Origin of the sequence: Brevibacillus thermoruber 423 (genome assembly GCF_000454065.1) — a bacterium.
Lineage (GTDB): Bacteria > Bacillota > Bacilli > Brevibacillales > Brevibacillaceae > Brevibacillus > Brevibacillus thermoruber.
Map to the genome: position 1 here is coordinate 18942 of NZ_KE695651.1, position 20140 is coordinate 39081.

At 57.4% G+C, this 20140-nt stretch carries 23 protein-coding genes and 1 pseudogene; 20 read left to right on the forward strand and 4 right to left on the reverse strand.

Features of this window, described 5'->3' with window-relative positions:
* The 10 genes from M516_RS25210 to solA form a co-directional block, all read left to right on the forward strand.
* On the forward strand, positions 1-785 hold a 785-nt coding region (locus M516_RS25210), incomplete at its 5' end, for a S1 family peptidase (RefSeq protein ID WP_202960936.1).
* A 61-nt stretch (positions 786-846) separates the two neighbouring features.
* Entirely contained in the window at positions 847-1161 is a 315-nt protein-coding gene (locus M516_RS0111490; protein ID WP_029099241.1) for a hypothetical protein, read from the forward strand.
* Between the two features lie 400 nt (positions 1162-1561).
* On the forward strand, positions 1562-2059 hold the full coding sequence (locus M516_RS0111495) for a hypothetical protein (RefSeq protein WP_193746969.1): 498 nt from the start codon (positions 1562-1564) through the stop codon (positions 2057-2059).
* Positions 2060-2140: 81 nt separating this feature from the next.
* Complete coding sequence (locus tag M516_RS23345; RefSeq protein ID WP_193746970.1) at positions 2141-2353, forward strand: hypothetical protein; 213 nt, start codon at positions 2141-2143, stop codon at positions 2351-2353.
* Between the two features lie 112 nt (positions 2354-2465).
* Entirely contained in the window at positions 2466-2879 is a 414-nt protein-coding gene (locus tag M516_RS25590; RefSeq protein WP_193746971.1) for a hypothetical protein, read from the forward strand.
* A gap of 368 nt (positions 2880-3247) precedes the next feature.
* On the forward strand, positions 3248-3778 hold the full coding sequence (locus tag M516_RS0111505; protein WP_029099243.1) for a GNAT family N-acetyltransferase: 531 nt from the start codon (positions 3248-3250) through the stop codon (positions 3776-3778).
* A gap of 37 nt (positions 3779-3815) precedes the next feature.
* Positions 3816-4643 carry a transporter substrate-binding domain-containing protein gene (locus M516_RS0111510; RefSeq protein ID WP_029099244.1) on the forward strand — a complete coding sequence of 276 codons (828 nt, stop codon included), beginning with the start codon at positions 3816-3818 and terminating at the stop codon, positions 4641-4643.
* Complete coding sequence (locus M516_RS0111515; RefSeq protein ID WP_029099245.1) at positions 4640-5317, forward strand: amino acid ABC transporter permease; 678 nt, start codon at positions 4640-4642, stop codon at positions 5315-5317. The genes M516_RS0111510 and M516_RS0111515 overlap by 4 nt, the downstream gene beginning before the upstream one ends.
* A 21-nt stretch (positions 5318-5338) precedes the next feature.
* Complete coding sequence (locus M516_RS23350) at positions 5339-6133, forward strand: amino acid ABC transporter ATP-binding protein (RefSeq protein ID WP_051188201.1); 795 nt, start codon at positions 5339-5341, stop codon at positions 6131-6133.
* Positions 6078-7268 (forward strand): N-methyl-L-tryptophan oxidase, encoded by a 1191-nt coding sequence (gene solA, locus M516_RS0111525; RefSeq protein ID WP_051188202.1) that lies wholly within the window; start codon positions 6078-6080, stop codon positions 7266-7268. Before M516_RS23350 ends, solA begins: the two co-directional genes overlap by 56 nt.
* Positions 7269-7355: 87 nt before the next feature.
* Here the strand turns inward: solA and M516_RS25975 are convergent.
* Positions 7356-7538 (reverse strand): annotated as a pseudogene (locus M516_RS25975) (small, acid-soluble spore protein, alpha/beta type); the annotation flags it as partial.
* 83 nt (positions 7539-7621) lie between these two features.
* Between M516_RS25975 and M516_RS23355 the strand changes: the two are divergent.
* The 5 genes from M516_RS23355 to M516_RS0111545 all read left to right on the forward strand — a co-directional run bounded on the left by M516_RS23355 (position 7622) and on the right by M516_RS0111545 (position 11966).
* Positions 7622-7864, forward strand: a complete 243-nt coding sequence (locus M516_RS23355) for a hypothetical protein (protein ID WP_035289631.1) — start codon at positions 7622-7624, stop codon at positions 7862-7864.
* Between the two features lie 51 nt (positions 7865-7915).
* On the forward strand, positions 7916-8059 hold the full coding sequence (locus M516_RS25595; protein WP_193746972.1) for a hypothetical protein: 144 nt from the start codon (positions 7916-7918) through the stop codon (positions 8057-8059).
* Positions 8060-8534: 475 nt separating this feature from the next.
* A complete protein-coding gene (locus tag M516_RS0111535; protein WP_029099247.1) occupies positions 8535-10124 on the forward strand; it encodes an acyl-CoA synthetase in 1590 nt (529 codons plus the stop codon).
* A gap of 166 nt (positions 10125-10290) precedes the next feature.
* Positions 10291-10902, forward strand: coding sequence for a TetR/AcrR family transcriptional regulator (locus tag M516_RS0111540; RefSeq protein ID WP_029099248.1), 612 nt, complete (start codon positions 10291-10293; stop codon positions 10900-10902).
* 5 nt (positions 10903-10907) lie between these two features.
* Positions 10908-11966 (forward strand): C45 family autoproteolytic acyltransferase/hydrolase, encoded by a 1059-nt coding sequence (locus M516_RS0111545; RefSeq protein ID WP_238550979.1) that lies wholly within the window; start codon positions 10908-10910, stop codon positions 11964-11966.
* A 177-nt stretch (positions 11967-12143) separates the two neighbouring features.
* On the opposite strand, the gene M516_RS25600 is transcribed toward M516_RS0111545, so the two are convergent.
* Together M516_RS25600 and M516_RS0111555 are read right to left on the reverse strand one after the other, a co-directional pair.
* Positions 12144-12290: a hypothetical protein gene (locus tag M516_RS25600; protein ID WP_162836752.1), complete on the reverse strand. Its 147-nt coding sequence runs from the start codon at positions 12288-12290 to the stop codon at positions 12144-12146.
* A gap of 123 nt (positions 12291-12413) precedes the next feature.
* Positions 12414-14546 (reverse strand): exo-beta-N-acetylmuramidase NamZ domain-containing protein, encoded by a 2133-nt coding sequence (locus M516_RS0111555; RefSeq protein ID WP_029099250.1) that lies wholly within the window; start codon positions 14544-14546, stop codon positions 12414-12416.
* Between the two features lie 423 nt (positions 14547-14969).
* On the opposite strand from M516_RS0111555, the gene M516_RS0111560 reads away from it, so the two are divergent.
* The 5 genes from M516_RS0111560 to M516_RS0111580 all read left to right on the forward strand — a co-directional run bounded on the left by M516_RS0111560 (position 14970) and on the right by M516_RS0111580 (position 19454).
* Positions 14970-15590, forward strand: a complete 621-nt coding sequence (locus tag M516_RS0111560) for a YhcN/YlaJ family sporulation lipoprotein (protein WP_029099251.1) — start codon at positions 14970-14972, stop codon at positions 15588-15590.
* A gap of 270 nt (positions 15591-15860) precedes the next feature.
* Positions 15861-16445, forward strand: a complete 585-nt coding sequence (locus M516_RS0111565) for a TetR/AcrR family transcriptional regulator (protein WP_029099252.1) — start codon at positions 15861-15863, stop codon at positions 16443-16445.
* 55 nt (positions 16446-16500) lie between these two features.
* Positions 16501-17691: an HlyD family secretion protein gene (locus M516_RS0111570; protein ID WP_029099253.1), complete on the forward strand. Its 1191-nt coding sequence runs from the start codon at positions 16501-16503 to the stop codon at positions 17689-17691.
* Positions 17684-18859 (forward strand): ABC transporter permease, encoded by a 1176-nt coding sequence (locus M516_RS0111575; RefSeq protein WP_029099254.1) that lies wholly within the window; start codon positions 17684-17686, stop codon positions 18857-18859. Before M516_RS0111570 ends, M516_RS0111575 begins: the two co-directional genes overlap by 8 nt.
* Before the next feature lie 94 nt (positions 18860-18953).
* Positions 18954-19454, forward strand: a complete 501-nt coding sequence (locus M516_RS0111580; RefSeq protein WP_029099255.1) for a DUF3907 family protein — start codon at positions 18954-18956, stop codon at positions 19452-19454.
* A gap of 87 nt (positions 19455-19541) precedes the next feature.
* Here the strand turns inward: M516_RS0111580 and M516_RS0111585 are convergent, their stop codons facing one another.
* Positions 19542-20135, reverse strand: a complete 594-nt coding sequence (locus M516_RS0111585) for an NAD(P)H-dependent oxidoreductase (protein WP_029099256.1) — start codon at positions 20133-20135, stop codon at positions 19542-19544.
* Between the last annotated feature and the right edge of the window lie 5 nt (positions 20136-20140).

Below are 20140 nucleotides of genomic sequence, written 5' to 3' on the forward strand. Positions count from 1 at the left end.
ATGAGGAAAAAGCAAAAGATCAGATCTTCAGTGAGTTGCAATCAAAGTCACTAAAAAGGTCGCTTAACAATGAACAGCTTGATGAGGAACTTTTTCGCTTTGTTAAAACTGAACGAGCAGAGACAGCCATTGATCGAGCCTCTATTAAAGTAAGGCCTGTTTCCGGTGCTGTTCAAATAAATTTTGAAGGTACCGGGTTTTGCACAAACGGATTTTCCGCAAAGGATAAAAAAGGAAATCACTATCTAGTTTCTGCTGGTCATTGTGCTTCTGACGTAGGTCAAAAAGTAAATCAGAGCTACAAGAATGATAATTTTATCGGTACAGTAGAGAAAAAGATTTTTGATTGGGGCGGTTCTGTTGATGTGTCTCTGGTTAAGGTAAGTTCTAGTCTAACAACTCCATCAATTTTAACTACATCTGGAAATGACTATAATGCAAATGGCTACAAAATCATTGGGGAACAGATCAGCGATTGGGAAGGTATGGGGGTTTGCGCATCACTTGGGCAATCAGATAAGCAGATGTGTGGTTGGGTGAAAGAAACCAATGCAAGTGTATTGGCTTGGGGAGGATATTTGACAGCACAAAAAAAAGTAAGCATTCCAGTCGTACAAGGTGATAGTGGGTCTCCTGTGGGTGCTCCTGATAGCAAAGTCACTAGCAACCTAAATATCTATGGGATAGTTTCTGCTACACAGAAAGACGCAAATGTATCATATTTAACCTATATAGGAAATATTAAGGCTCAAACTGGTATCACAACCATAGTTGGTTCTAAATAGTAAAAGAGCGTCCACTCGTCCACAAACGGGTGGGCGCACAATATCGAGAGGAGAGCGGCAAATGAATCCGATGGTGAAATGCCTGCTTGCGTATACGTTGTCAGGGGCATACATTTTTCTTGGAGGAGTGTTTGTGTATATGCTCGCTGATTCACACGCTCTTGGATATACATTGCCTTATTATATAAGTTACATATCTTATCATATTATTGGTGTATTAATCGTAGCTTGGATTGTTACGTCCATGTTTACCTATCGAGCCACACGAGGGAAAAAGGCGATTGTACTTGACTCTGTAATATATATTGCATGGGTTTTCTTGACTTACGTTGTGACTGATATTTTCATTAAACAATATGTCGCTCATTTTGTATAAGACTAGAAAAATTCATAACCGTTCTTCGAAAATAGATCATTTTTGACAAAACTTCTTCCCTTCTCTCCGAACAGTTCCCTCACGAATGCATGCTGTCGAACAGGCAAATCAGAAAGCACAATTCTGACATCTCCAATAGTTACCCTTGATATCGAAAATCTGGTTTCCATCACGTGTAAAGGTTGTAACGGTTTCATTCTCTGAAGCATGTATGTACACTTGGCTCGACTGAGATTGGTGCGTACACACTGATTTGACGAGAGGCCGCCGAGATGTGCGGAAAAGCTCAACCAGCAAAAGCCGATAGCTTACGTAGTCACTTCGTTACCGACCGGAGAAATCGCGATAAAGTTCCCGGATTTGCCACCAAAATTGTTCGCGCGGGTGCGAGATATTATCGGTGGAACGGGATGCCTATCAATGTGGTATAATTGGGGAAAAACGGAAAGGGAACGGAATGAAACGGATGTTATCCATGTTCGCAGCGACCGCAGTTCTTGTGGGATGCAGCGATCCAACAACAGAAAATAACGAAGTCACTTTCGCTACAAATACGGCAGTAAAGTCAGAATTAACGAAAGAGGAACGAATGGCAGCCATAGAGAAAAGATACAATTTGAATAAAATGGAGGAGCCATCGAATAACGAATGGTTTCCATTTGCGGCATCAGAAGTTCTTTTCGATGGCAAGTCAATCGAGGATCAATCGGAGTCTGAGGTAAACGCGCTCCTCGGGGAGCCAACGGAGACAAAAAAAGGGGAATGGAGAACAAGGAAAGGGCAAAATACCCCTTATATACACAACGTATATGTTATCGATATAGCGAAGATTGATGTTATGTTTATTGAGGGGAAGGCTGCCAGGATTGCGGTGAAACCGAAAGAGGAGCTCAAGTAGGCGTTATGAGGGTAATAACGGAAGGTTGTGCGCTATGAAACGGACCTTGTACATGATCGCCATCCTCGCGTTAGTGGCAGGATGCAGCGATCCCAGAGCGGAAGCGCCCGCTACCACAACGCCGCCGGCGGAGTCGCCCGCTACCACAACGCCGCCGGCGGAGTCGCCCGCTACCGCAACGTCACCGGCGGAGTCTGCACAGCAACCGACAGCTTCGGCGAAGCCAACGGAGGCGCAGAAAGCGGAGATTGCGAAAAAATACGGAATAGAGAAGCCAGAGGACCCCACCGATAACGTAAGTGTGGCGGTGGTTGTCGGTTTCGCGCAATCCCAACCGGAGCCAGCGTCTACACCCGAGGCAGTACCGGAACCGGAAACACCGCCGGAGCAGGACGTCCTCTTCAACATGATGGACATCGTAAACCAATCAGAAACCGCTGTAGAAGCACTGCTCGGTACGCCCATCAAGACAGAAACCGGAGAGTGGACACTGCACCGGCCGGAGGAGAAGACGACGTTTACCCGCCATGTCTACGCGGCTGAGATCGGTGAGGTGAAGGTCATCTTTATCAAGGGCAAGGCGGTGCGGATCGAGGTTAAGCCGAAGGAAGCGTTCACGTTCCCGGACGACGCGATCAAGGCGATGAGAGCGGCGGGGCTGACGGTACGGGACGGATTGGAGCCGGAAAGCGGAGGGACCCATTTCCTCGATTTTGCCGGGATTGACGGCGTATATGCTGTACGCGTGGTAGAGGACCTCGAAGGCAGCCCGGGGAACATCGGGTACATCATGATTGTGACGGCAGATCGGTATACATGAGAAAAAGACCGGTAAAAGAGCGTCTTTCCTTCATCGCGAAGGAGTGGCGGTTTTGCAGCCGTTCAGCAGATGGTACATACCCATCTGCTTTTTTGCGTTTCAAAAGGATGTACATACACTGCACAAGTCCAAAAGCCAAATGCAGGTGTCTAACACCCGATGAATGATGTGCTGATGATACACGGGACACCACCGAACAGAATCGCTTCCCCTGCCTGCCGCTCTGTTCCATCGTGAACGATCAAATATTTCAATCCACGCATCGAAATCCTCGATTACCACAATCCTCATTTCCCCTATAGGATTTAATGTATATAAGCGCTTTGACAAGATGAAATCGATCGGGAAGAAAGGCAGGCATGATCGGTATGGCACGCGCAACTGAAATACGGATTCGCGAAGCGGACAGTCATGACCGGGAAGCGTTTCAACAGCTCATGCTGGAGGCGTACAAGGAGTACGAAAGGCTGCTGTCTGCGGCCAAATGGGAGAAGTACCAGGAAGAGATGCGCAGGTCCGTGGAGGGGGATGGTCCGGCAGCCCGGCTTGTCGCTGAAATGGACGGGGAAATGGTCGGCTGCGTGCAGCTTTACACGTCTTCCGAAGCGGCGTATGGGCTGCCGGAGATCGGTATACACGCGCCGATCATCCGTTTCCTGTCCGTTTTGCCGAAAGCCAGAGGGCGAGGGGTGGCGACGGCGCTCATTGCCGAAAGCGCCAGGCGCTCCCTTCAACTGGGGTCCTCCACGCTTTACTTGCATACGACAGACATGATGGAATCGGCCATCCGCCTGTATGAGCGGTTGGGATTTGAGCGGTCGTGCGACAAGGATTTTTGGAACGGAGAGACCCTCGTGAAAAGCTACCGGTTGCGGGTAAAAGAGACGGTCATCCTGTGAACCGGCACCAGCAGTCCGACTAGGGGGAAGGGACGGTATGAAACAAGCAGCAATGGCCCTGATTTTCATATGGGGCGTATGGGCGGCAGTCCTGTCCGGGTGCGCTTCCACAAGCCCCGCATCGAACGCCGCTGGCAGTGCCGCAGGTTCCGGTGGGCAAAACCTGCTCGACCAGATCAAAGCAAACGGCGAAATTGTCATCGGCACGCTGGGAACCTATCCGCCCTACAATTACTACGACAAGGAAGGCAAGCTGACCGGATTCGAGATCGACATTGCGGAGGAAGTGGCGAAGCGGCTGGGCGTAAAGGCGAAATGGGAGGTGGCCAGTTGGGATGGATTGCTGGGGGGCCTCGATTCGGGGCGTTTCCATTTCATCATGTGCCAGATTGCCGTCACACCTGAGCGAGAGAAAAAGTATGACTTTACGGAACCGTACGAGCGGCCGTATCCGGTCCTGATCACACTGGCGGATGACACGTCGATCAACAGCTATGACGATCTGAAGGGGAAAAAAGTCAATTCTTCGCCGACGAGCATCTACGGCAAAGTGGCCCTGGAGCATGGCGCTACCTTGATCCAGGCGGAGGGGGACGCCTTGGAACTCTTGAAGAGCAGGCGCGTCGACGTGATCATGAATGACAACCTGCACTTCCTGACCCTGCAAAAAAGCAGGCCTGACGTCGCAATCCGAGTGGCCGCCAGACAGGAGGAACCGATGACGATTTCCATCCCGGTGAAAAAAGGGAATCCGGAGCTGGCGGCGGCCATTGATCAGGCTGTCAAGGACATGAAAGCCGACGGAACGTACCTGAAACTCTCCGAAAAGTGGTTTGGAACGGATGTATCGGGTGACAGGAAATGACGAATGAGCGTCTGCAGCACATGCTGGATGCCGCCCAGCAATCCATCGGGCCCATCCTCCACGGGACGCTGCTGTACACGATCCCGATCAGCCTGATTTCGTTTGCCATCGGCCTGGTGCTGGCGGTTCTCGTGGCCCTCGCCAACCTGTCGGATTATTCGCTCTTCAACAAGCCTGCCCGCTTTTTCGTCTGGATCATTCGCGGCACGCCGATTCTGGTGCAAATGTTTATCGTGTTTTACGGTCTTCCGAACATCGGCGTGGTCGTTGAACCGTTTCCGACGGCGATCCTGATTTTCAGCCTGAATGAAGCCGCCTACAATTCGGAGATTCTCCGGGCAGCCATTTTGTCCATCCCCAAGGGACAGTGGCGGGCGGGGGAATCCATCGGCATGAGCTACGCGCAGGTGCTTCGCCGGATTATCCTGCCCCAGGCGGCGCGCGTCTCCGTTCCGCCGCTGGGGAACGCGTTTATCGGGTTGTTCAAATCCACGTCGCTCGTCACGCTGATCACCATCGCGGATCTCTTCGGGGCAGCCAAACTGGTGGCCGCCTCCACGTTTGAACCCATGACGGTCTACGTCATCGCCGCGCTGTTTTATCTCTTTTTCTGCTCCCTGCTGTCGCTGGGGCAAACACAGTTGGAAAAGAAGTTCGGAAAGCATGCGATGTAAACGGCAAAGGAGGCTTCCGTCATGCTGACCATCCGCAATCTGCACAAGGCATACGGCCATACGGTTGTGCTGAACGGAATCGATCTGGACGTGCACAGAGGAACCACCACCATCATCATCGGGCCGTCGGGTTCGGGCAAATCCACCCTGCTGAACTGCATGAATCTGTTGGAGGTGCCGTCCGAGGGGAGTCTGCAGTTGGGGGCGTACACCTTTCAGTTTGGTCCCCAGCAGCTTCTCGACGCCAAAACCGTGCGTGCGTTCCGGCAGAAAACCGGCATGGTTTTTCAAGGCCATCACCTGTTTCCGCACATGAGCGTCCTGGAAAACGTGATGGAAGGCTTGGTCATCGTTCGCAAGCAGAACAAGGCGGACGCCAGAAAGAAGGCGGAGCATCTGCTGGAAAAAGTGGGATTGCGCCGTTTTGTCGACAAGTATCCGGATCAGCTCTCCGGCGGCCAGCAGCAGCGGGTGGGGATCGCCAGGGCGTTGGCGCTGGACCCTGACATCCTTTTGTACGACGAACCAACGTCCGCCCTGGATCCCGAACTGGTCGGAGAGGTATTGAACGTCATGAAGGAGCTTGCCGGCGAAGGGATGACCCAGGTTGTCGTGACCCACGAAATGCACTTTGCCCGTGAAGTGGCGGACCAGGTCATCTTTCTGGATCAGGGCCGGATTCTGGAAAGGGGGACCCCGGCGCACGTCTTTGCGCAGTCCCGCAGCGAGCGGGTCCGGCAATTTTTGAGCCGCATCTCCCATGCGTGGAGGGAAGACAACGCAGAAAGGAGGGCGAACGCCCATTCTGTCATATGACGTGATAGTCGTAGGAGCAGGTTCGATGGGGATGAGCGCCGGCTGCTATCTGGCTCAACGGGGGGTGAAGACGCTGCTGATTGATTCGTTCGATCCGCCCCACACCAACGGCAGCCATCATGGTGAAACGAGGCTCATCCGGCATGCCTATACGGGCAGTCACACGTATACGAACATGGCGATACGTGCCGATCAGCTTTGGCGCGAGTTGGAAGAAGCCAGCGGAGAAACCTTGCTGATTCGCTGCGGTGTCCTGAATCTCGGTGCGGAAGGGGTCCCGTCGCTGGATGACAAACGAAAACGGGCCGCCGATTTCGGCCTCGCGGTTGAATGGCTGGACGCGGATGAGATCAGAAAACGCTGGCAGGGGCTCGTGATTCCCGACTCCTTTCGCGGGTTGTACGAACGGGAAGCGGGCTGCCTGCTGAGCGACGCGTGCGTGCTGGCGTACCGGCGGCAGGCGCTGGCCCACGGTGCGGTCCTGCTGCCCTTTACCCCGGTGAGAGAGATCAAAGTGGAAAGCGGCGGCGTTACGGTATATACAAAAGCCGGAGATTTTACGGCTGATAAGCTGATCCTGAGTCTGGGGGCGTGGTTCAGCACGGCCGATCGTCTGATTGCGCTGCCGATCCGGGCGGTGCGAAAAGCCGTGGCCTGGTTCGAGGCGGATGACACCCTGTTCGACGCCGAACGGTTCCCGGGCTTTACCCTCCATGATGCAGCAGGGGGATACTATGGGTTCCCCAGCATCCGGGGCTCCGGTGTCAAAATCGGTCGGCACGACGCGGGGCAGCCGTGGAAACCGGGAGATCCGTTCGAACCGTTCGGTCATGATCGCCAGGATGAAGAGGATCTCCGCCGCGCGCTGGAAACGTACATGCCGCTTGCAGCGGGCCGCCTCCTTCGGGGAACGGCATGCAAATACGAGATGACGCCGGACGAACACTTTATCATCGACCGGCACCCGGAGCATCGCCATGTCTACCTGGCGGGAGGCTTTTCCGGACACGGGTTCAAATTTGCCAGCGTCGTGGGAGAAATCCTTGCCGATCTGGTGACCAAAGAAGAAACGGAACAGGACATTGCTCCGTTTGCGCTATCGCGGTTCGGCCAGGCAAGTCGTACAACCGAATAACAAGCCCCCTGAACGGTGCCCACGAGGAAGCGCCCCTGATCGGTTTCGGCCGCAGGCGGGCGCTTTTTCATGTTGAAGCGACCCATATTGCGGCTTCGCCAGTCTGACGAGACGATTTGTGATCGCGCCGCCGACCGAACCGTTCAGGCGGCTTGGCGTGTCCGGGCCAAGCGTGACGCCAAACTCGCGGGCGATTTCGTCCTTTCGCTGCCCCCGCGCATGGTTTGCCTGGGGATCAGGCGGCGGTTGCTGCCTGCCATACGGCTCCAAACATTTGGTAATAGTTTACAATTATCATTTTGGACATTTTCGCCGATATATGTAAGGAGGCCTGAAAGGAGCGTGTTTTGAGAGTGAATGCTGAACCCATTACCCCCACGTTTTATTTCGCCGTCTCATGGCGCAAAGCGGCAGCCATCCGCCGCGAACTGAACAAGCGATCCATCCCGCGCATGATCACTTCGCTGCCGAGCGGGGAAGTCGCCTTCCTGTTCCCGGACCTTCCGGTACACCTGTACGTACGCGTCCGGCAAATTTTCGGCATGCATGGAGTCCCGCTGTCCATTGTGGAGCCGACCCCGATCGTGCAGGAATAAGGGCCGGGCAGGTCAAGAACATCACGCATGTGCCAGCAGGAGGTGGACGCTGTGAACAGCACCGTCGCGCAATCTCCCGCATCCGGCGGTAGGGAATACGGCAGGAGAAAGCGGAGCGGCTGTACGCTCTTGCGGCCGGTCGGCACATTTTCCGACGCCGGTTGTGCCATTTCCCACGTCACCTGTACCAGGTGAGGCTGCAGCGTGGAGAGCCGGGCGAAACAACCGGAGACGTTTTCCTGGGAATGAGCCAAAGTTTTCATCGCCATCCATCCATTTGCTATCGATTCGTATGTACTCATTGATATATCCTATAGACGAAGCACCCGTGTTTCTTGGGGGCCTGCGGCGGCTTACTACTGCAGATCGAGCCGCCGCTCTTTTTTGCAAAATTCAGCGGGCAGGGATTGTGACCAGCATCTGCCCGAGCAGAAGAGCGTTCGTTTTCCATATATTGATTGGAATAATATGCTGGTTGAATATATACTACTCTCTATACTATGATATAGAAAACAACCCATAACCTTGAGTTCTTCTCCTTGACTTGCTTGGTCAGGGACTTTTTTTGTCTTCCCGGGTTTTGGTTTGCCCGGGAAATGTTTTGTAATTTACATACTATACAGAATTTTTTGGATATAATAAAAGAAACGGGCAAGGAGGAGTCGGTATCATGAGTGACATGCAACGGGCGAGGCGTAACACGCTGGGGGATTTGCTGCGCCGCAGCAGGGGCCGTTTTCCGCACAAACCGGCGCTGCGTTTCGAAGAAGAGACACTTACCTACGAACAGTTGGACAAGGTGGTGAATCAGGCGGCAAACGCGCTGCTGGCGGCGGGACTGCGCAAAGGGGAGCGGGCAGCAGTCCTGTCACGCAACTCCATGGATTTTGCCATCCTCAACTTTGCCCTGGCCAAGGCGGGGGTGGTGATGGTGCCGATCAACTACATGCTGAACACCGATGACGTGGCGTATATTCTCGGCCATGCCGAGGTGAGCGCCTGTTTTGCCTCACCGGAGTATCGGGCGGTGGCGGACGAGGCGATCCGGCTGTCCGGCTGTTCGCCGCTGCTGCGCTGTCTCATCTCCAAACCGGCCGTTCCGACGGGGGCATGGCTGCCGTTTCGCGAATGGATTCGGGACTGCGAGACGACGGAGCCGGAAGTGGATCTGGCGGACGACGACGTTGTTCACATCCTCTACACCAGCGGCACGGAATCAAAGCCAAAAGGCGTCATGCTCACCCATGCAAACGTGATTGCCGAATACGTCAGCACGATCATTGACGGCGGCATGACGGCAGACGACATTGCGGTACACGCGCTGCCGCTGTTTCACAGCGCACAGCTTCACTGCTTCCTCGGTCCGTACGTGTACCTGGGGGCGAGCGGGATCATTCTGGAACAGGCCGTGCCGGACGTGATGCTGGAGACGGTGGAGGCGTTCCGGGCCACCCAGTTGTTCTGCCCGCCGACCGTCTGGATTGCGCTGCTGCGTTCCCCGTCGTTTGCCGAACGGGATCTCTCCTCCCTCAAAAAATGCTATTACGGCGCGGCGATCATGCCGGTGGAAATTCTCAAGGAACTGAACGTGAGGCTGCCCAACGCACGGTTTTACAACTTTTACGGACAGACGGAAGTGGCTCCCCTGGCAACCGTTCTGAAGCCGGAGGACCAACTGCGCAAGGCCGGTTCTGCCGGGAGACCGGCGCTCAACGTGGAAACGAAAATCGTCGACGACAGCGGACGCGAGGTTCCTCCGGGGACGGTGGGGGAAATCGTGCATCGGACGAGCCACGCGATGCTCGGCTACTTCCGCGACGAGGAAAAAACGCGGGAGGCGTTTCGACAGGGCTGGTTTCACAGCGGCGACCTCGGCATCATGGACGAGGAGGGGTACATCACCGTCGTGGACCGCAAAAAAGACATGATCAAATCCGGCGGGGAAAACGTCGCCAGCCGGGAAGTGGAGGAACTGATCTACCGCCATCCGAAAGTGTCGGAGGCAGCGGTGATTGGCGTCCCGCACCCCTATTGGATCGAAGCGGTCACGGCGGTGGTGGTGCCGAAAGCGGGCGAGACGCTGACCGCGGAGGAAATCCTGACGTTCTGCCGGGAGCGGCTGTCCTCGTTCAAGGCGCCCAAATACGCGGTTATCACCGACAGCCTGCCGCGCAATCCGAGCGGCAAGATTCTGAAACGGGAGCTGCGTCTCCGTTACCAATCGCTGGCGGCGGAAGATGAAAATCAGGTCGTTCCCTAGCACGCAGGCAGGGGCAGCCGCGTTTGCGCACATTAAACACCCCGGGCGAGCAGATGCTCGGGGTGTTTTGGGGTGGTGCAGATTGTTTTCCGGATTGACTTCCATTGACTGCCAATGGAAATGTGTGGTATCCTTTCCTTACCGACCGGTAAGTAAGGGGGAGGTCATGACCATTCGAACCGTGGACAAAATCACGAACCTCGCCCGTTCCCTGTTTGCCGAGCGGGGGTACGAGGCGACGGCGATGAACGACATAGCCGAAGGGGTGGGCATCAAAAAGCCTGCCATCTATACGTATTTCGCGGGAAAAGACGAGTTGTTCCTCGCCGTGTTCCGGCAGCTCGCGCAGGAATACCGGGAAGAAATGGACGCCCTGTGGGATCGCGTCCGGGGAAAGAGCGTCCAGGAACGCCTGTCCGCCATGTTTGCGGGATACATCCGGGTCTTTGCCGGGCAGCCGGAATCTTCGATGCTGTGGAACCGGGTACTGCTTTATCCCCCTGCCCATCTGAAGGAGCAGCTCTGGGCCGAACTGCTGGAGACGGAGCGGCCGTTTGCCGAACGGCTGCGCCAGACATTGGCGGACGGGGTGAACGAAGGGATCATCAAGGCGGATGGGCTGCATGAGCTGGAGCTGTCGTTTCGCTCGCTGCGCGAAGGCCTGCTGCTGGCCTATCTGATCAATCCCGAACTGGGTGCGGCCAAGATCGAACGGGTGTGGCATCATTTCTGGAACGGGATCGGCGGACAAGCGGCAAAACAGGAGGGAGAGGTGTGAGTCGGATGAATACGGGGACCGTGGTGGAATGCAGGGGATCGTTTCGCGAGATCGGGCGCCAGTACGGCGAGGCGTGCAGGGAAAACCTGCGAAGCTCGCTGGACTTCATCTTCCGGGTGCTGACCAACGGGTACCGCACCACAAAGGAAGACGTCATGGCCCAAGCGGAAAAGTACATCCCCAACGTACAGGCGTTTGACCCGGATTATCTCGAGCAGGTGAAAGGGACGGCAGAAGCGGTCGGGTGCGACTGGCGGGAGATGTTCACGCTGCGCTGTATCCTGGAACTGGGGGTGTACTATCAGAAGCTGCGCGGACTGTGCACCTCGTTTGCCGTCGCGGGTGACAGGACGAGGGAGGGAAAGACCATCCTGGGGCAAAACATCGACTGGTTCCCTCACGTCCCGCTGGACATCGTGAAGATGGAGTACGAGAACGGCGTGCGCGTCCTCTCCGTGTCGCTGGGCGGGTTCGTGGAGTATTCGCTCAATTCGTCCGGGTACGGCATGTCGGCCAATTCGTTGTTTACCGCGCCCGACGGATTCCGCATCCACCTGCCGATTGGCTGCTACCTGCCCAAAGTGATGCGGCAGTCGTCCTTTGAGGAGGCGTTTTCCCTGCTCTGTCAGGCTGCGAGAGGCATCGGGTACTTTCATCTGGCCGACGCGTCGGGCAGGCTGCGCGGGATTGAGAGCGTGTTTGACGGCTATACGGTGATCGAGCCGTCCGGCGGCATGCTGTACCACACCAACTGCTACCTGACGGATTCCTACCAGGGGCAGGACACGGCCGGGACGATTCTGCCAGACAGCTTCGCACGCAAGGAACGGATGGCCGCCCGCTTGGCGGATCTGGCCGGCGAGCTTACGGCGGAGCGGATGATGGACGTCCTGCGGGATCACGACAACACCCCGACGTCGATCTGCAGGCACGTGGACCCCAATCAGCCCGCCCAGTGGCAGATGACCACGGTAGCCTCTCTGGTCATGGTGCCGGAGGACGGCGTGATGCATGTCGCTTGGGGGAATCCGTGCGAAGCGGCATATCGTACCTATACGGTGTGACAATCGGCACGGTCATCCTAAATGGGAAAGGAACAGCCCGCTTGACGGACGTGAACAGCCGTCAAACGGGTTTTTTTGTGTCTTGTGCGGCCGTCATGGACAAGCGGCCGCGCTTGGGGCTGGCGAAAAAACGTGTCGACGTCCTCCCGACGGTCTCGCCATCGCCGCCGGGAGGGCTTACGGCTCTACCTTCAACCCTTCCAGCCAATCGGCGTAACAGGTGTCGCAGACGAGTTCGTCGCGTTCCTGCTTGCCCTGGAAGAACGTGATCAGGTGAACGCTGTCCGTTTCATGCTCGCAGTGGCAGCACTTGTAGCTTCCCATGATCTTCCTCCCGTTTCACGTGTTGCTGGCGGACGCCGGCAGGAGCTGTCCGGCTCCTTGCTTATTGTGCCCCAAACAAAAAACCAACTCCCCCGAAAGGGAGCTGGTGATGGTTGGCTGCCGCTACTTCACGGTGGCGACTGTCGGCTTGTCGGCGTGAATGACGTCGAACCGGTAGCCCTGCTGCTTCAAGAATTGAATGACTGCGGGAAGCGATTGGACCGTCGCCGCTTTTGTGGAGGCATCATGCATCAGCACGACGATTTCCCGCTGGTGTTTCACCTGGCTCGTCACATTGGCCAGCGCGCTCTCCGGCGTGTAGTGGTTGCTGCGGGCATCTCCGTTGGTGATGTTCCAGTCGATGAAGACATAGCCGCGTTTGGCCGCTTCCGCCTTGATGTCCTGCATGACCGTGTGGCTGTTGTTGTACACGTTTGGATTTTGGTACTTTCTGCTCACCGTGTTGGTGCTGCCGCCCGGGTAGCGGAACACGGTCGGCTTGACGCCCGTGGCGTGTTCAATCAACTGGTTGCCTTTTTCCAGATCGGCAAAGAAGGACGCGATGTCCCTGTAGATCAGGCGATAATCGTGCGAATAGGTGTGACCGCCGACCACGTGTCCTTCGGCGATGGACCGTTTCAGCACGGCTTCACGGCCGGGAACATTTTTGCCGACCACGAAAAAGGTGGCTTTCACCTGATGCTGCTTCAGGATGTCCAGCACCTTGTCGGTAACTGGCGAAGGGCCGTCGTCAAAGGTGAGATAGGCCACTTTTTCCTGGGGCTGTTTGCTCTCGGCCGGCTTTGCCCCGGGCACTGCTGCGGAAGGAGCGGACGGTTTGGCCGTCGCCGGCGGTTTCGCCGTCTGCGCAGCGCCGGCTGGCGCCGGTGTGACGGATGCTGCCGGTTTGGATGCGGAAGGCACAGGTTTTTCCGGCGGGACCGCCGGGTGAATCGCCGGAACCTGTTGATTCGCCGCCGGCTTGGTAACTGCGGGCTGCGGCTTCGAGGTCGGCTCCGAAGCGGGCACAACCGGCTTGCTGCGGATCGGTTCGACCGGCTGGTACGGCTGATCGCCGTAAATGAGAAACGCTTTCCGCTGTTCGCGGAATGCCCCCAGCTCGTCGGCGTACGTGCTTTCGATCGCCTGCGGCGACAATCCCTGCTCCAGGTACTGCCCGATTTTCCCGGTGCCCATTTCCTTGTCAAACACGCTGATCGTCTGGCCGCTCTTCGGCACCGGAAAATGGTTCAACTGGCGGGCGTAGGCGAGGGTGTAGATGCCCGTCTTCGCCGGATTGAACCGGTACGGGTCGGTAATGTGCAGGCGCACCCCGCCGCGCGTTCCCTTGTCTTCCGGCAGGAACACCACCCCGGGAAGCAGGGCCCCGTTCAGCAGGTCGGCGTACGCGTGGGAGTCAATGCCTTCGCCGCCGATCCAGGTAAAGTTGTCGGCCGGCGTGATTCCCGTTCCTTCGCCCAGGCCGGTCGCCATGTAGCCGAAAACGGCGGCCAGGTCGGGAATCTGGGGGGAGCTGGGAATCCAGGGCAGCCCGGTATCCTGGTACAGCATCTGGCGGGTGTACCCCTGCATGGGAATGACGGTCAGATCGACGCCGATGCTGCGGTTGAAGAATAGGGCCAATTCACCGATGGTCATGCCGTGCGCCAGCGGCAGGGTGTCGACCCCGATGAACGAACGGTACGGTGCCTCCAGCACGGGACCATCCACGATGGTGCCGCCGACCGGGTTGGGCCGGTCCAGCACGACGACCGGTTTGCCGAACTGTTTGGCCGCGGTCATGCAGGCGTGGAGCGTGGAGATGTAGGGAGAGGTCCGGGAACCGATGTCCTGCAGGTCGACGAGCAGCACGTCAATGTTCGCCAGCATCTCCTTGGTGGGCATTGGTGCGGAGCCGTTCAGGCCGTACACCGGGATGCCGTAGACGGGATGCGTGTAAGAGGCGGCGTGTTGGCCCGCAGGCGTTTTTCCATCCAGCCCGTGTTCGGGGGCGTACAGCGCGGTCAGCGTGACGGTACGGTCGCGCCGCAGCATGTCGATCGTGCTGATCCCCTGGCTGTTGACGCCGGTCTGGTTGGTGACAAGGCCCACCTTTTTGCCTTCAATCACGTGGTGGAATTGATTGAACAGCACGTCGCTTCCCAATTGAATGACAGACGTGTTGGCGGAACTGCCGCCGGGAGGAATGATGGTGAGAATGAGTGCAAGGATGAGTAAAGGGAGCAGTTTTTTCATGGATCTTCGGCCTCTTTCGCGATGAAATGTCGTCGTTGTAAGTCCATTGTAACGGTTTTGAAGAAGTAATTGGTTGCATTTTTGCAACAATTTGAAAATGGGTATTTGGGCGGAGGAAAAAGGTCGGAAGTGCGCTGCGGTTCCCAGCCTGCCGAGTGTCTGGCTGCCTGCTGTCCCGTACGCGTGCGTCCATTTATTTGACGCCGCATCTCGTCGAAACGTTGCGCGTCCCTCTTCAAAACTGGCAGATGGACAGGCGTCGGCGTCGAAACGTTCCGAAGCGGAGCGGCAGGTGTAAGAAAAGCTCGGCTGCGTGTGCCCGGCTGCCCTGCGGTGGCGTTCGGAAAGGGAAGATAAGGAACGCTCCTGCGGAGTAAGAACACCTCCGAGACAACACACTAGGGTGTAAGGAGGTGTTTTTGCGTGAAGCGAGTGGGAGTGCTGTGCGCAGCCCTATGGTTGGCCGCGGGAATCGCCGGCTGCACGCCGAACAAGCAGCAGGGGACGGAAGACTACGCTGGCCAGCCGGCGCGGTTTGACCCGTACGGCATCAACCTGAAAAATGACAACGTCGGACGGGACAAGGGACCGGCGGCGATGATCTACCAAAAGAACATCCACAACCGCGAGCCCCATCTGATCGCCCTGCTGGAACGCCGCGCAGAACGGATACCCGGCGTGCGGGACATCAAGGTGCTGGCGTACAAGGACAATCTGCTGATTGGCGTGCTGACGGCCGATACGCCCAAGCCGGACCAGGTCGATCCGACCCCGTCGATCCCCTTCGAACCCGGCTCGCCGAAACGGATCGACAACGGCCATACCGACCACATCCAGCAGCGGGTGGCGAGTGAGATGCGCAGCCGGCTGCAGGCGGAGACCCGTTACAACGTCATGTTCGTCTCCACCAACAAGGCCATCTACCAGCGAATCGCCGACCTGCACGAGCGGATCTCGCGCGGGGAGACAGCGAGGGAAGAGGAGTTCCAGACACTGTTGAACGACATCGGGTACACGACAAAAGGCTTTGACCTCGTCCATTGACGGTCCGGACGTCGGGCTGTTCCGCTGACGGCGCGCGGGCCCGTGCAGCAGGAGGCCGGTACCATGACGCGCAGGCCGGGGCGGCTGCCCTCATCGGGGAGGCGCTGTGCTCGCAGGCCGGGGACGATGTTGACATACGGCGCAGGGAAAGGACCGCCTGACGGGCGGTCTGCCTTTTTTCGGGGGCTTGACGAAAAAAGGAAAAAGGCGTACACTCATTTTTGTACTGACCGGTCAGTTCAGAAATCGCACTAAGGAGGATGGGGAGGGATGGCCCGATCCAAGAAAGATCAGATCGCACAGGGAGCGCTGAAGGCTTTTGCCCAGTACGGGTACAGCGACACCACGATGGATGCGATTGCCGAGGTGGCGCAGGTGGCCAAAGGCACGCTGTACTACCACTTTTCCACCAAGGAGGAACTGTTTCTGTACGTGATTGAAAGAGGAGTGAAGATGCTGATCGATTCCGTGGACAGCGTGATGAAACGCGGCCATGTGCCGCTGGATCAGCGCATGATTGGCGTATTGGATGAGCATCTTCGCTTCTTTTCCGAACACCGGGAGCTGTGTCTTCTCCTCCTGAGCTTTTTCACCGGCGACGAGCAGCGGGATCAGATGATCGGCAAGCTGCTGGCCGGGTATTTCAGCACGATGGAAAAATACTGGACCGAACTGAAGCAGGCCGGACATGTCGCCGAGGAGGCGGACGTGTGGACGCTGGTATCCGCGCTGTTCGGCATGGCCGGCATTACCGTGCTGCGCAAGCACTTCCGCAAGGAGCAGGCGACGGAAGCGGATGAGCGGACGCTGCGCCTGCTTTTGGCCGGCGTGCTGCGCGGTGAGCCTCAGAGCTGACGAAATCACAGGCGTTCGCAGGTAACAGACAAATCGGAAGGAGAGGAGAACGAACATGAACAAACGCGCATGGATCGGAATCGCCGGGTTCTTGACCGGCATTGTCGTGCTGGGGACGTATTTGCTGGGACCGGGAGCGGCCAACGTGGCGGGACAGCGTGGAACGCAGGTGACCGGCGTAATCGAGGGAACCGAGGTGGATTTGTCGTTTAAGATGGGCGGCTCGATTGCCGAGATCGCCGTAAAGGAAGGTGACGAGGTAAAAGCGGGGCAGTTGGTGGCCACGCTGAACAGCGACGAACTGCTGGCGAAACGGGAACAGGCGGAGGCCGCCTATCGCCTGGCGCTGGTCCGTCTGGAACAGGCGAAAAAAGGCGTGGCGATCACCGACAGCACCGTAAGCGCGCAGGTGGAACAGGCGAAAGCGGCAGTGGACGCGGCCAAAGCGCAGTACGAGGCCAGCAAGAACGGGGCGCGCTCCGAAGAAGTGGCCCAGTTGAAGGCGAAGCTGCAGGCCGCCCAGACCGCCAAGGACATCGCCGCCACCCAGTTGGAGCGGATGAAAAAGCTGTTTGCCGACGGAGCCGTTCCGCAGGCGAAAGTGGAAGAGGCGCAGATGCAGTACGAACAAGCGGAGGCCGAACTGAAAGCGACAAACGAACAGCTCAAGATGGCCCAGTCCGGAGCGCGCCAGGAGCAGCTGGAAGCGGCCAAGGCGCAGTGGGAGCAGGCAAAAGCCGCTTACAATCAAGCGGTGGCGTCGCGCGGACAGGTGGGTGTGAAACAGCTTGACGTCAGATCGGCGGAAGCGGGCGTTCAGCAGGCCAAAGGGGCGCTCGACGAGATTGACGCGTACCTGAAAAACACCAAGCTGACTGCACCGGTGGACGGCATCGTCAAGTCGGTCGCCGTGCAAAAAGGGGAGCTGGTGGCGCAGGGCTATACGGTTGTGACGCTGCAGGCGAGAACGGACAACTACGTGAAGTTTTACGTGGACGAATACGCGCTGTCCACGGTAAAGGTGGGCGACAAGGCGGCCCTGCACGTGCCGGCGCTGAACCGCGACGTGGAGGCGAAGATCGTCAGCGTGGCGCCCGCAGCCGATTTCGCCGTGAAGAAAGCGACCCAGGAACTGGGCGACAGGGACATCCGCTCCTTCCAGGTCAAAATGACGGTGACCGATCCCGAACTGCGACCGGGCTTGACGGTCGAGTGGAACGTCGAAGGGGCTGGTGTCGGTGAGTAACTTCTCCCGCCTGCTCCTTCAGGAGTGGCGCAACATCTATACGAACAAGACGATCCGCCTGGTGCTGTTCGTGGTGCCGCTTCTGTACATGACCCTGTTCGGGTTTTTGTACAGCCAAAAAAAGGTGATGGAGATTCCCACCGTGCTGGTGGACGCGGACCAGTCGGAACTGAGCCGCGAGCTGTACCGCGCCTTTGAGGTGGACCAGACCTTCCGCATCACCCACATCGTCGGCACGGAAGCGGAGGCGATGAACCTGATCGACCGGGGACAGGCGCACATGGCCGTGATCATTCCCGCCGATCTGGAGAAAGACGTGAAGGCGGGGCGGGAGGCCGAAGTGCTGACCGTCATCGACGGCAGCAACATGCTGATTTCCAACACCGCGGTCCGGGCCGCCAACACCGTGATCAAGACGGTCTCGGCCGGCGTCACGCTGAAGAAGCTGGAGGCCCAGGGCGGCTGGGGAGAAGAAGGGAAAAACCTGTTCACGGGGATCGACTACCGCTACCGCGTATTGTACAACCCGACGTTCAGCTACCTGACGTTCATGGTCTTCGGTCTGGCCGGAACGGTGCTGCAGCAGGTGCTGTTTTTGGGCGTAGCCCTCTCCGTCGCCCAGCAGAAAGAAGCGGGGACATGGTCGTCCACCCTGAGGGAAAACGGCTTCTGGACAATTGCCTTGAGCAAGCTGCTGCCTTATCTGCTGGTGGCCACCTTTAATCTGATGCTGACATTTGTTTTATTGTTAAAGGGATTTGAGATCCCGTACCACGGCAGCACGGCCCATCTGCTGATCGTGGGCACCGCCTTTAACCTCGCCGTGCTGGCGATCGGATTCGCCATCTCGTTCTGGTCCAAGGACCAACTGCAGGCCACCCAGATCGCCATGCTGATCGCGGTGCCGTCGTTCATGCTGTCGGGGTACACCTGGCCGCTGATGTCCATGCCCGCGGCCGTTGCGGCTATTGGCAAGTCGCTGCCGCTCACGTATTTCCTCAACGGCGTCCGGGAAATCCTGAACAAGGGACACGACCTGTCCTACCTGACACACGATCTGGCGGTCCTGGCGTTCATGGCGCTGCTCGGCCTCTTTGCGGCGTACGTCGCCTACCAGTTCCAGACGCGGAAAGCGGCCCTTCCCGAGGCGGAGTCGACAAGCGCATAGCAGGATATGGTGAAAAGAAATTCTTGTGTTGTAAAGAACCTATCCTTTATACTATTCAGAAAAGGGCGGATTCTTTCAACGCGAGGGGGACACTATGGCAGCGAGTCATCTGAAGCAATTGTGCGAAGACACGTACACGAAGTTGAAGAAGGTAAGCATGGAGCTGGAGCGCTTTCTGAACCAAGTGACACTGGCGGGGCTTGTGGCCCAATCCGGCGATCCGGAGGAGTACGAGGCTTACTACCGCGACTATCTCTCCGACTTGCGGCACCTGCTGGTCTACTGCGAAAATGCGTACGAGCGGCTGGGTGTGGCGCTCCGGCGAGCCAAGTTCAACGAGGAGTTTGCCGAAGAGGTTCTGTACCAGGTGTATCACTCCTGTGTGAACAACTTCTACTACCCCAAGGGGGAAGTGTACGACGAAGACGGACGTTATTCGTACACCGGTCATGACGCAATTATTTTCCGCAAAGAGGTAACCCCTGAGCTCAAACAACTGACCATTTCCCTGTCCAAGGTGTTTGAGCAGCTGCGTGACGATCTGCAGTACTACGAAACGGACTACATCACAAAGAAACGGATGCAAAAAGCGTAAATCGAGAACAGCCCTCCGAGGCAGACATGCACGATCGGACCGTGCCGCTGCCGGGAGGGCTTTTTTGCGCAGTTGTCTAATCGATGCTTACACCCCAACGGGCTGCCGGATGCGGCGAACCAGCGCCTCTACCTCGTCCAGCATGGCGGCCCGTTCCGCTTCGCTCACGTACGGAACGGCGGCAAAGTTGCGGTAGGTCACGTCATAGCCGATCTGCTTCAGCGTCCCGTCCACAATCTGCTTGCGGATCACCTCGTCAAACCCGTCGGCGCGCATCTCCTGTTCCGACTGGCGGGTGGTGGTAAAGACGAGCGCCTGCTTTCCGCTCAGCATGCCGACCGGTCCGTCATCGCCGTAGCGGAACGCGAACCCGTCCGTAAAGACGCGGTCCAGGTACCCTTTCAGGATGGCGGGCGGTGACCACCACCAGACCGGGTAGATCATGACCAGCAGGTCGGCGTCGGTGACCAGTACCTGCTCCTCTTCCACATCCGCCTGGGCCCGGCCTTGACTGGCCAGGCGCATGTCCTCCCCGTCAAAGACCGGCTGAAACCCGATCCGGTACAGGTCGCGGACAACGGGACGGATGCCGGCAGCTTCACATGCGGTGACGACGCGCTGCAAGATTTGGTGGGCAAAGCTGGTGTTCCCTTCGTGGGCAAACACGATGCACGCTTTCATCGAAC

What these genes read in the sequence shown, in the direction of transcription:
- M516_RS0111490 (WP_029099241.1), top strand. Translation starts at nt 847, where the DNA reads ATGAATCCGATGGTGAAATGCCTGCTTGCGTATACGTTGTCAGGGGCA.
- M516_RS23345 (WP_193746970.1), top strand. Translation starts at nt 2,141, where the DNA reads ATGCAGCGATCCCAGAGCGGAAGCGCCCGCTACCACAACGCCGCCGGC.
- M516_RS25590 (WP_193746971.1), top strand. Translation starts at nt 2,466, where the DNA reads ATGATGGACATCGTAAACCAATCAGAAACCGCTGTAGAAGCACTGCTC.
- M516_RS0111505 (WP_029099243.1), top strand. Translation starts at nt 3,248, where the DNA reads ATGGCACGCGCAACTGAAATACGGATTCGCGAAGCGGACAGTCATGAC.
- M516_RS0111510 (WP_029099244.1), top strand. Translation starts at nt 3,816, where the DNA reads ATGAAACAAGCAGCAATGGCCCTGATTTTCATATGGGGCGTATGGGCG.
- M516_RS0111515 (WP_029099245.1), top strand. Translation starts at nt 4,640, where the DNA reads ATGACGAATGAGCGTCTGCAGCACATGCTGGATGCCGCCCAGCAATCC.
- M516_RS23350 (WP_051188201.1), top strand. Translation starts at nt 5,339, where the DNA reads ATGCTGACCATCCGCAATCTGCACAAGGCATACGGCCATACGGTTGTG.
- solA (WP_051188202.1), top strand. Translation starts at nt 6,078, where the DNA reads ATGCGTGGAGGGAAGACAACGCAGAAAGGAGGGCGAACGCCCATTCTG.
- M516_RS0111535 (WP_029099247.1), top strand. Translation starts at nt 8,535, where the DNA reads ATGAGTGACATGCAACGGGCGAGGCGTAACACGCTGGGGGATTTGCTG.
- M516_RS0111540 (WP_029099248.1), top strand. Translation starts at nt 10,291, where the DNA reads ATGACCATTCGAACCGTGGACAAAATCACGAACCTCGCCCGTTCCCTG.
- M516_RS0111545 (WP_238550979.1), top strand. Translation starts at nt 10,908, where the DNA reads ATGAATACGGGGACCGTGGTGGAATGCAGGGGATCGTTTCGCGAGATC.
- M516_RS25600 (WP_162836752.1), bottom strand. Translation starts at nt 12,290, where the DNA reads ATGGGAAGCTACAAGTGCTGCCACTGCGAGCATGAAACGGACAGCGTT.
- M516_RS0111555 (WP_029099250.1), bottom strand. Translation starts at nt 14,546, where the DNA reads ATGAAAAAACTGCTCCCTTTACTCATCCTTGCACTCATTCTCACCATC.
- M516_RS0111565 (WP_029099252.1), top strand. Translation starts at nt 15,861, where the DNA reads ATGGCCCGATCCAAGAAAGATCAGATCGCACAGGGAGCGCTGAAGGCT.
- M516_RS0111570 (WP_029099253.1), top strand. Translation starts at nt 16,501, where the DNA reads ATGAACAAACGCGCATGGATCGGAATCGCCGGGTTCTTGACCGGCATT.
- M516_RS0111580 (WP_029099255.1), top strand. Translation starts at nt 18,954, where the DNA reads ATGGCAGCGAGTCATCTGAAGCAATTGTGCGAAGACACGTACACGAAG.
- M516_RS0111585 (WP_029099256.1), bottom strand. Translation starts at nt 20,135, where the DNA reads ATGAAAGCGTGCATCGTGTTTGCCCACGAAGGGAACACCAGCTTTGCC.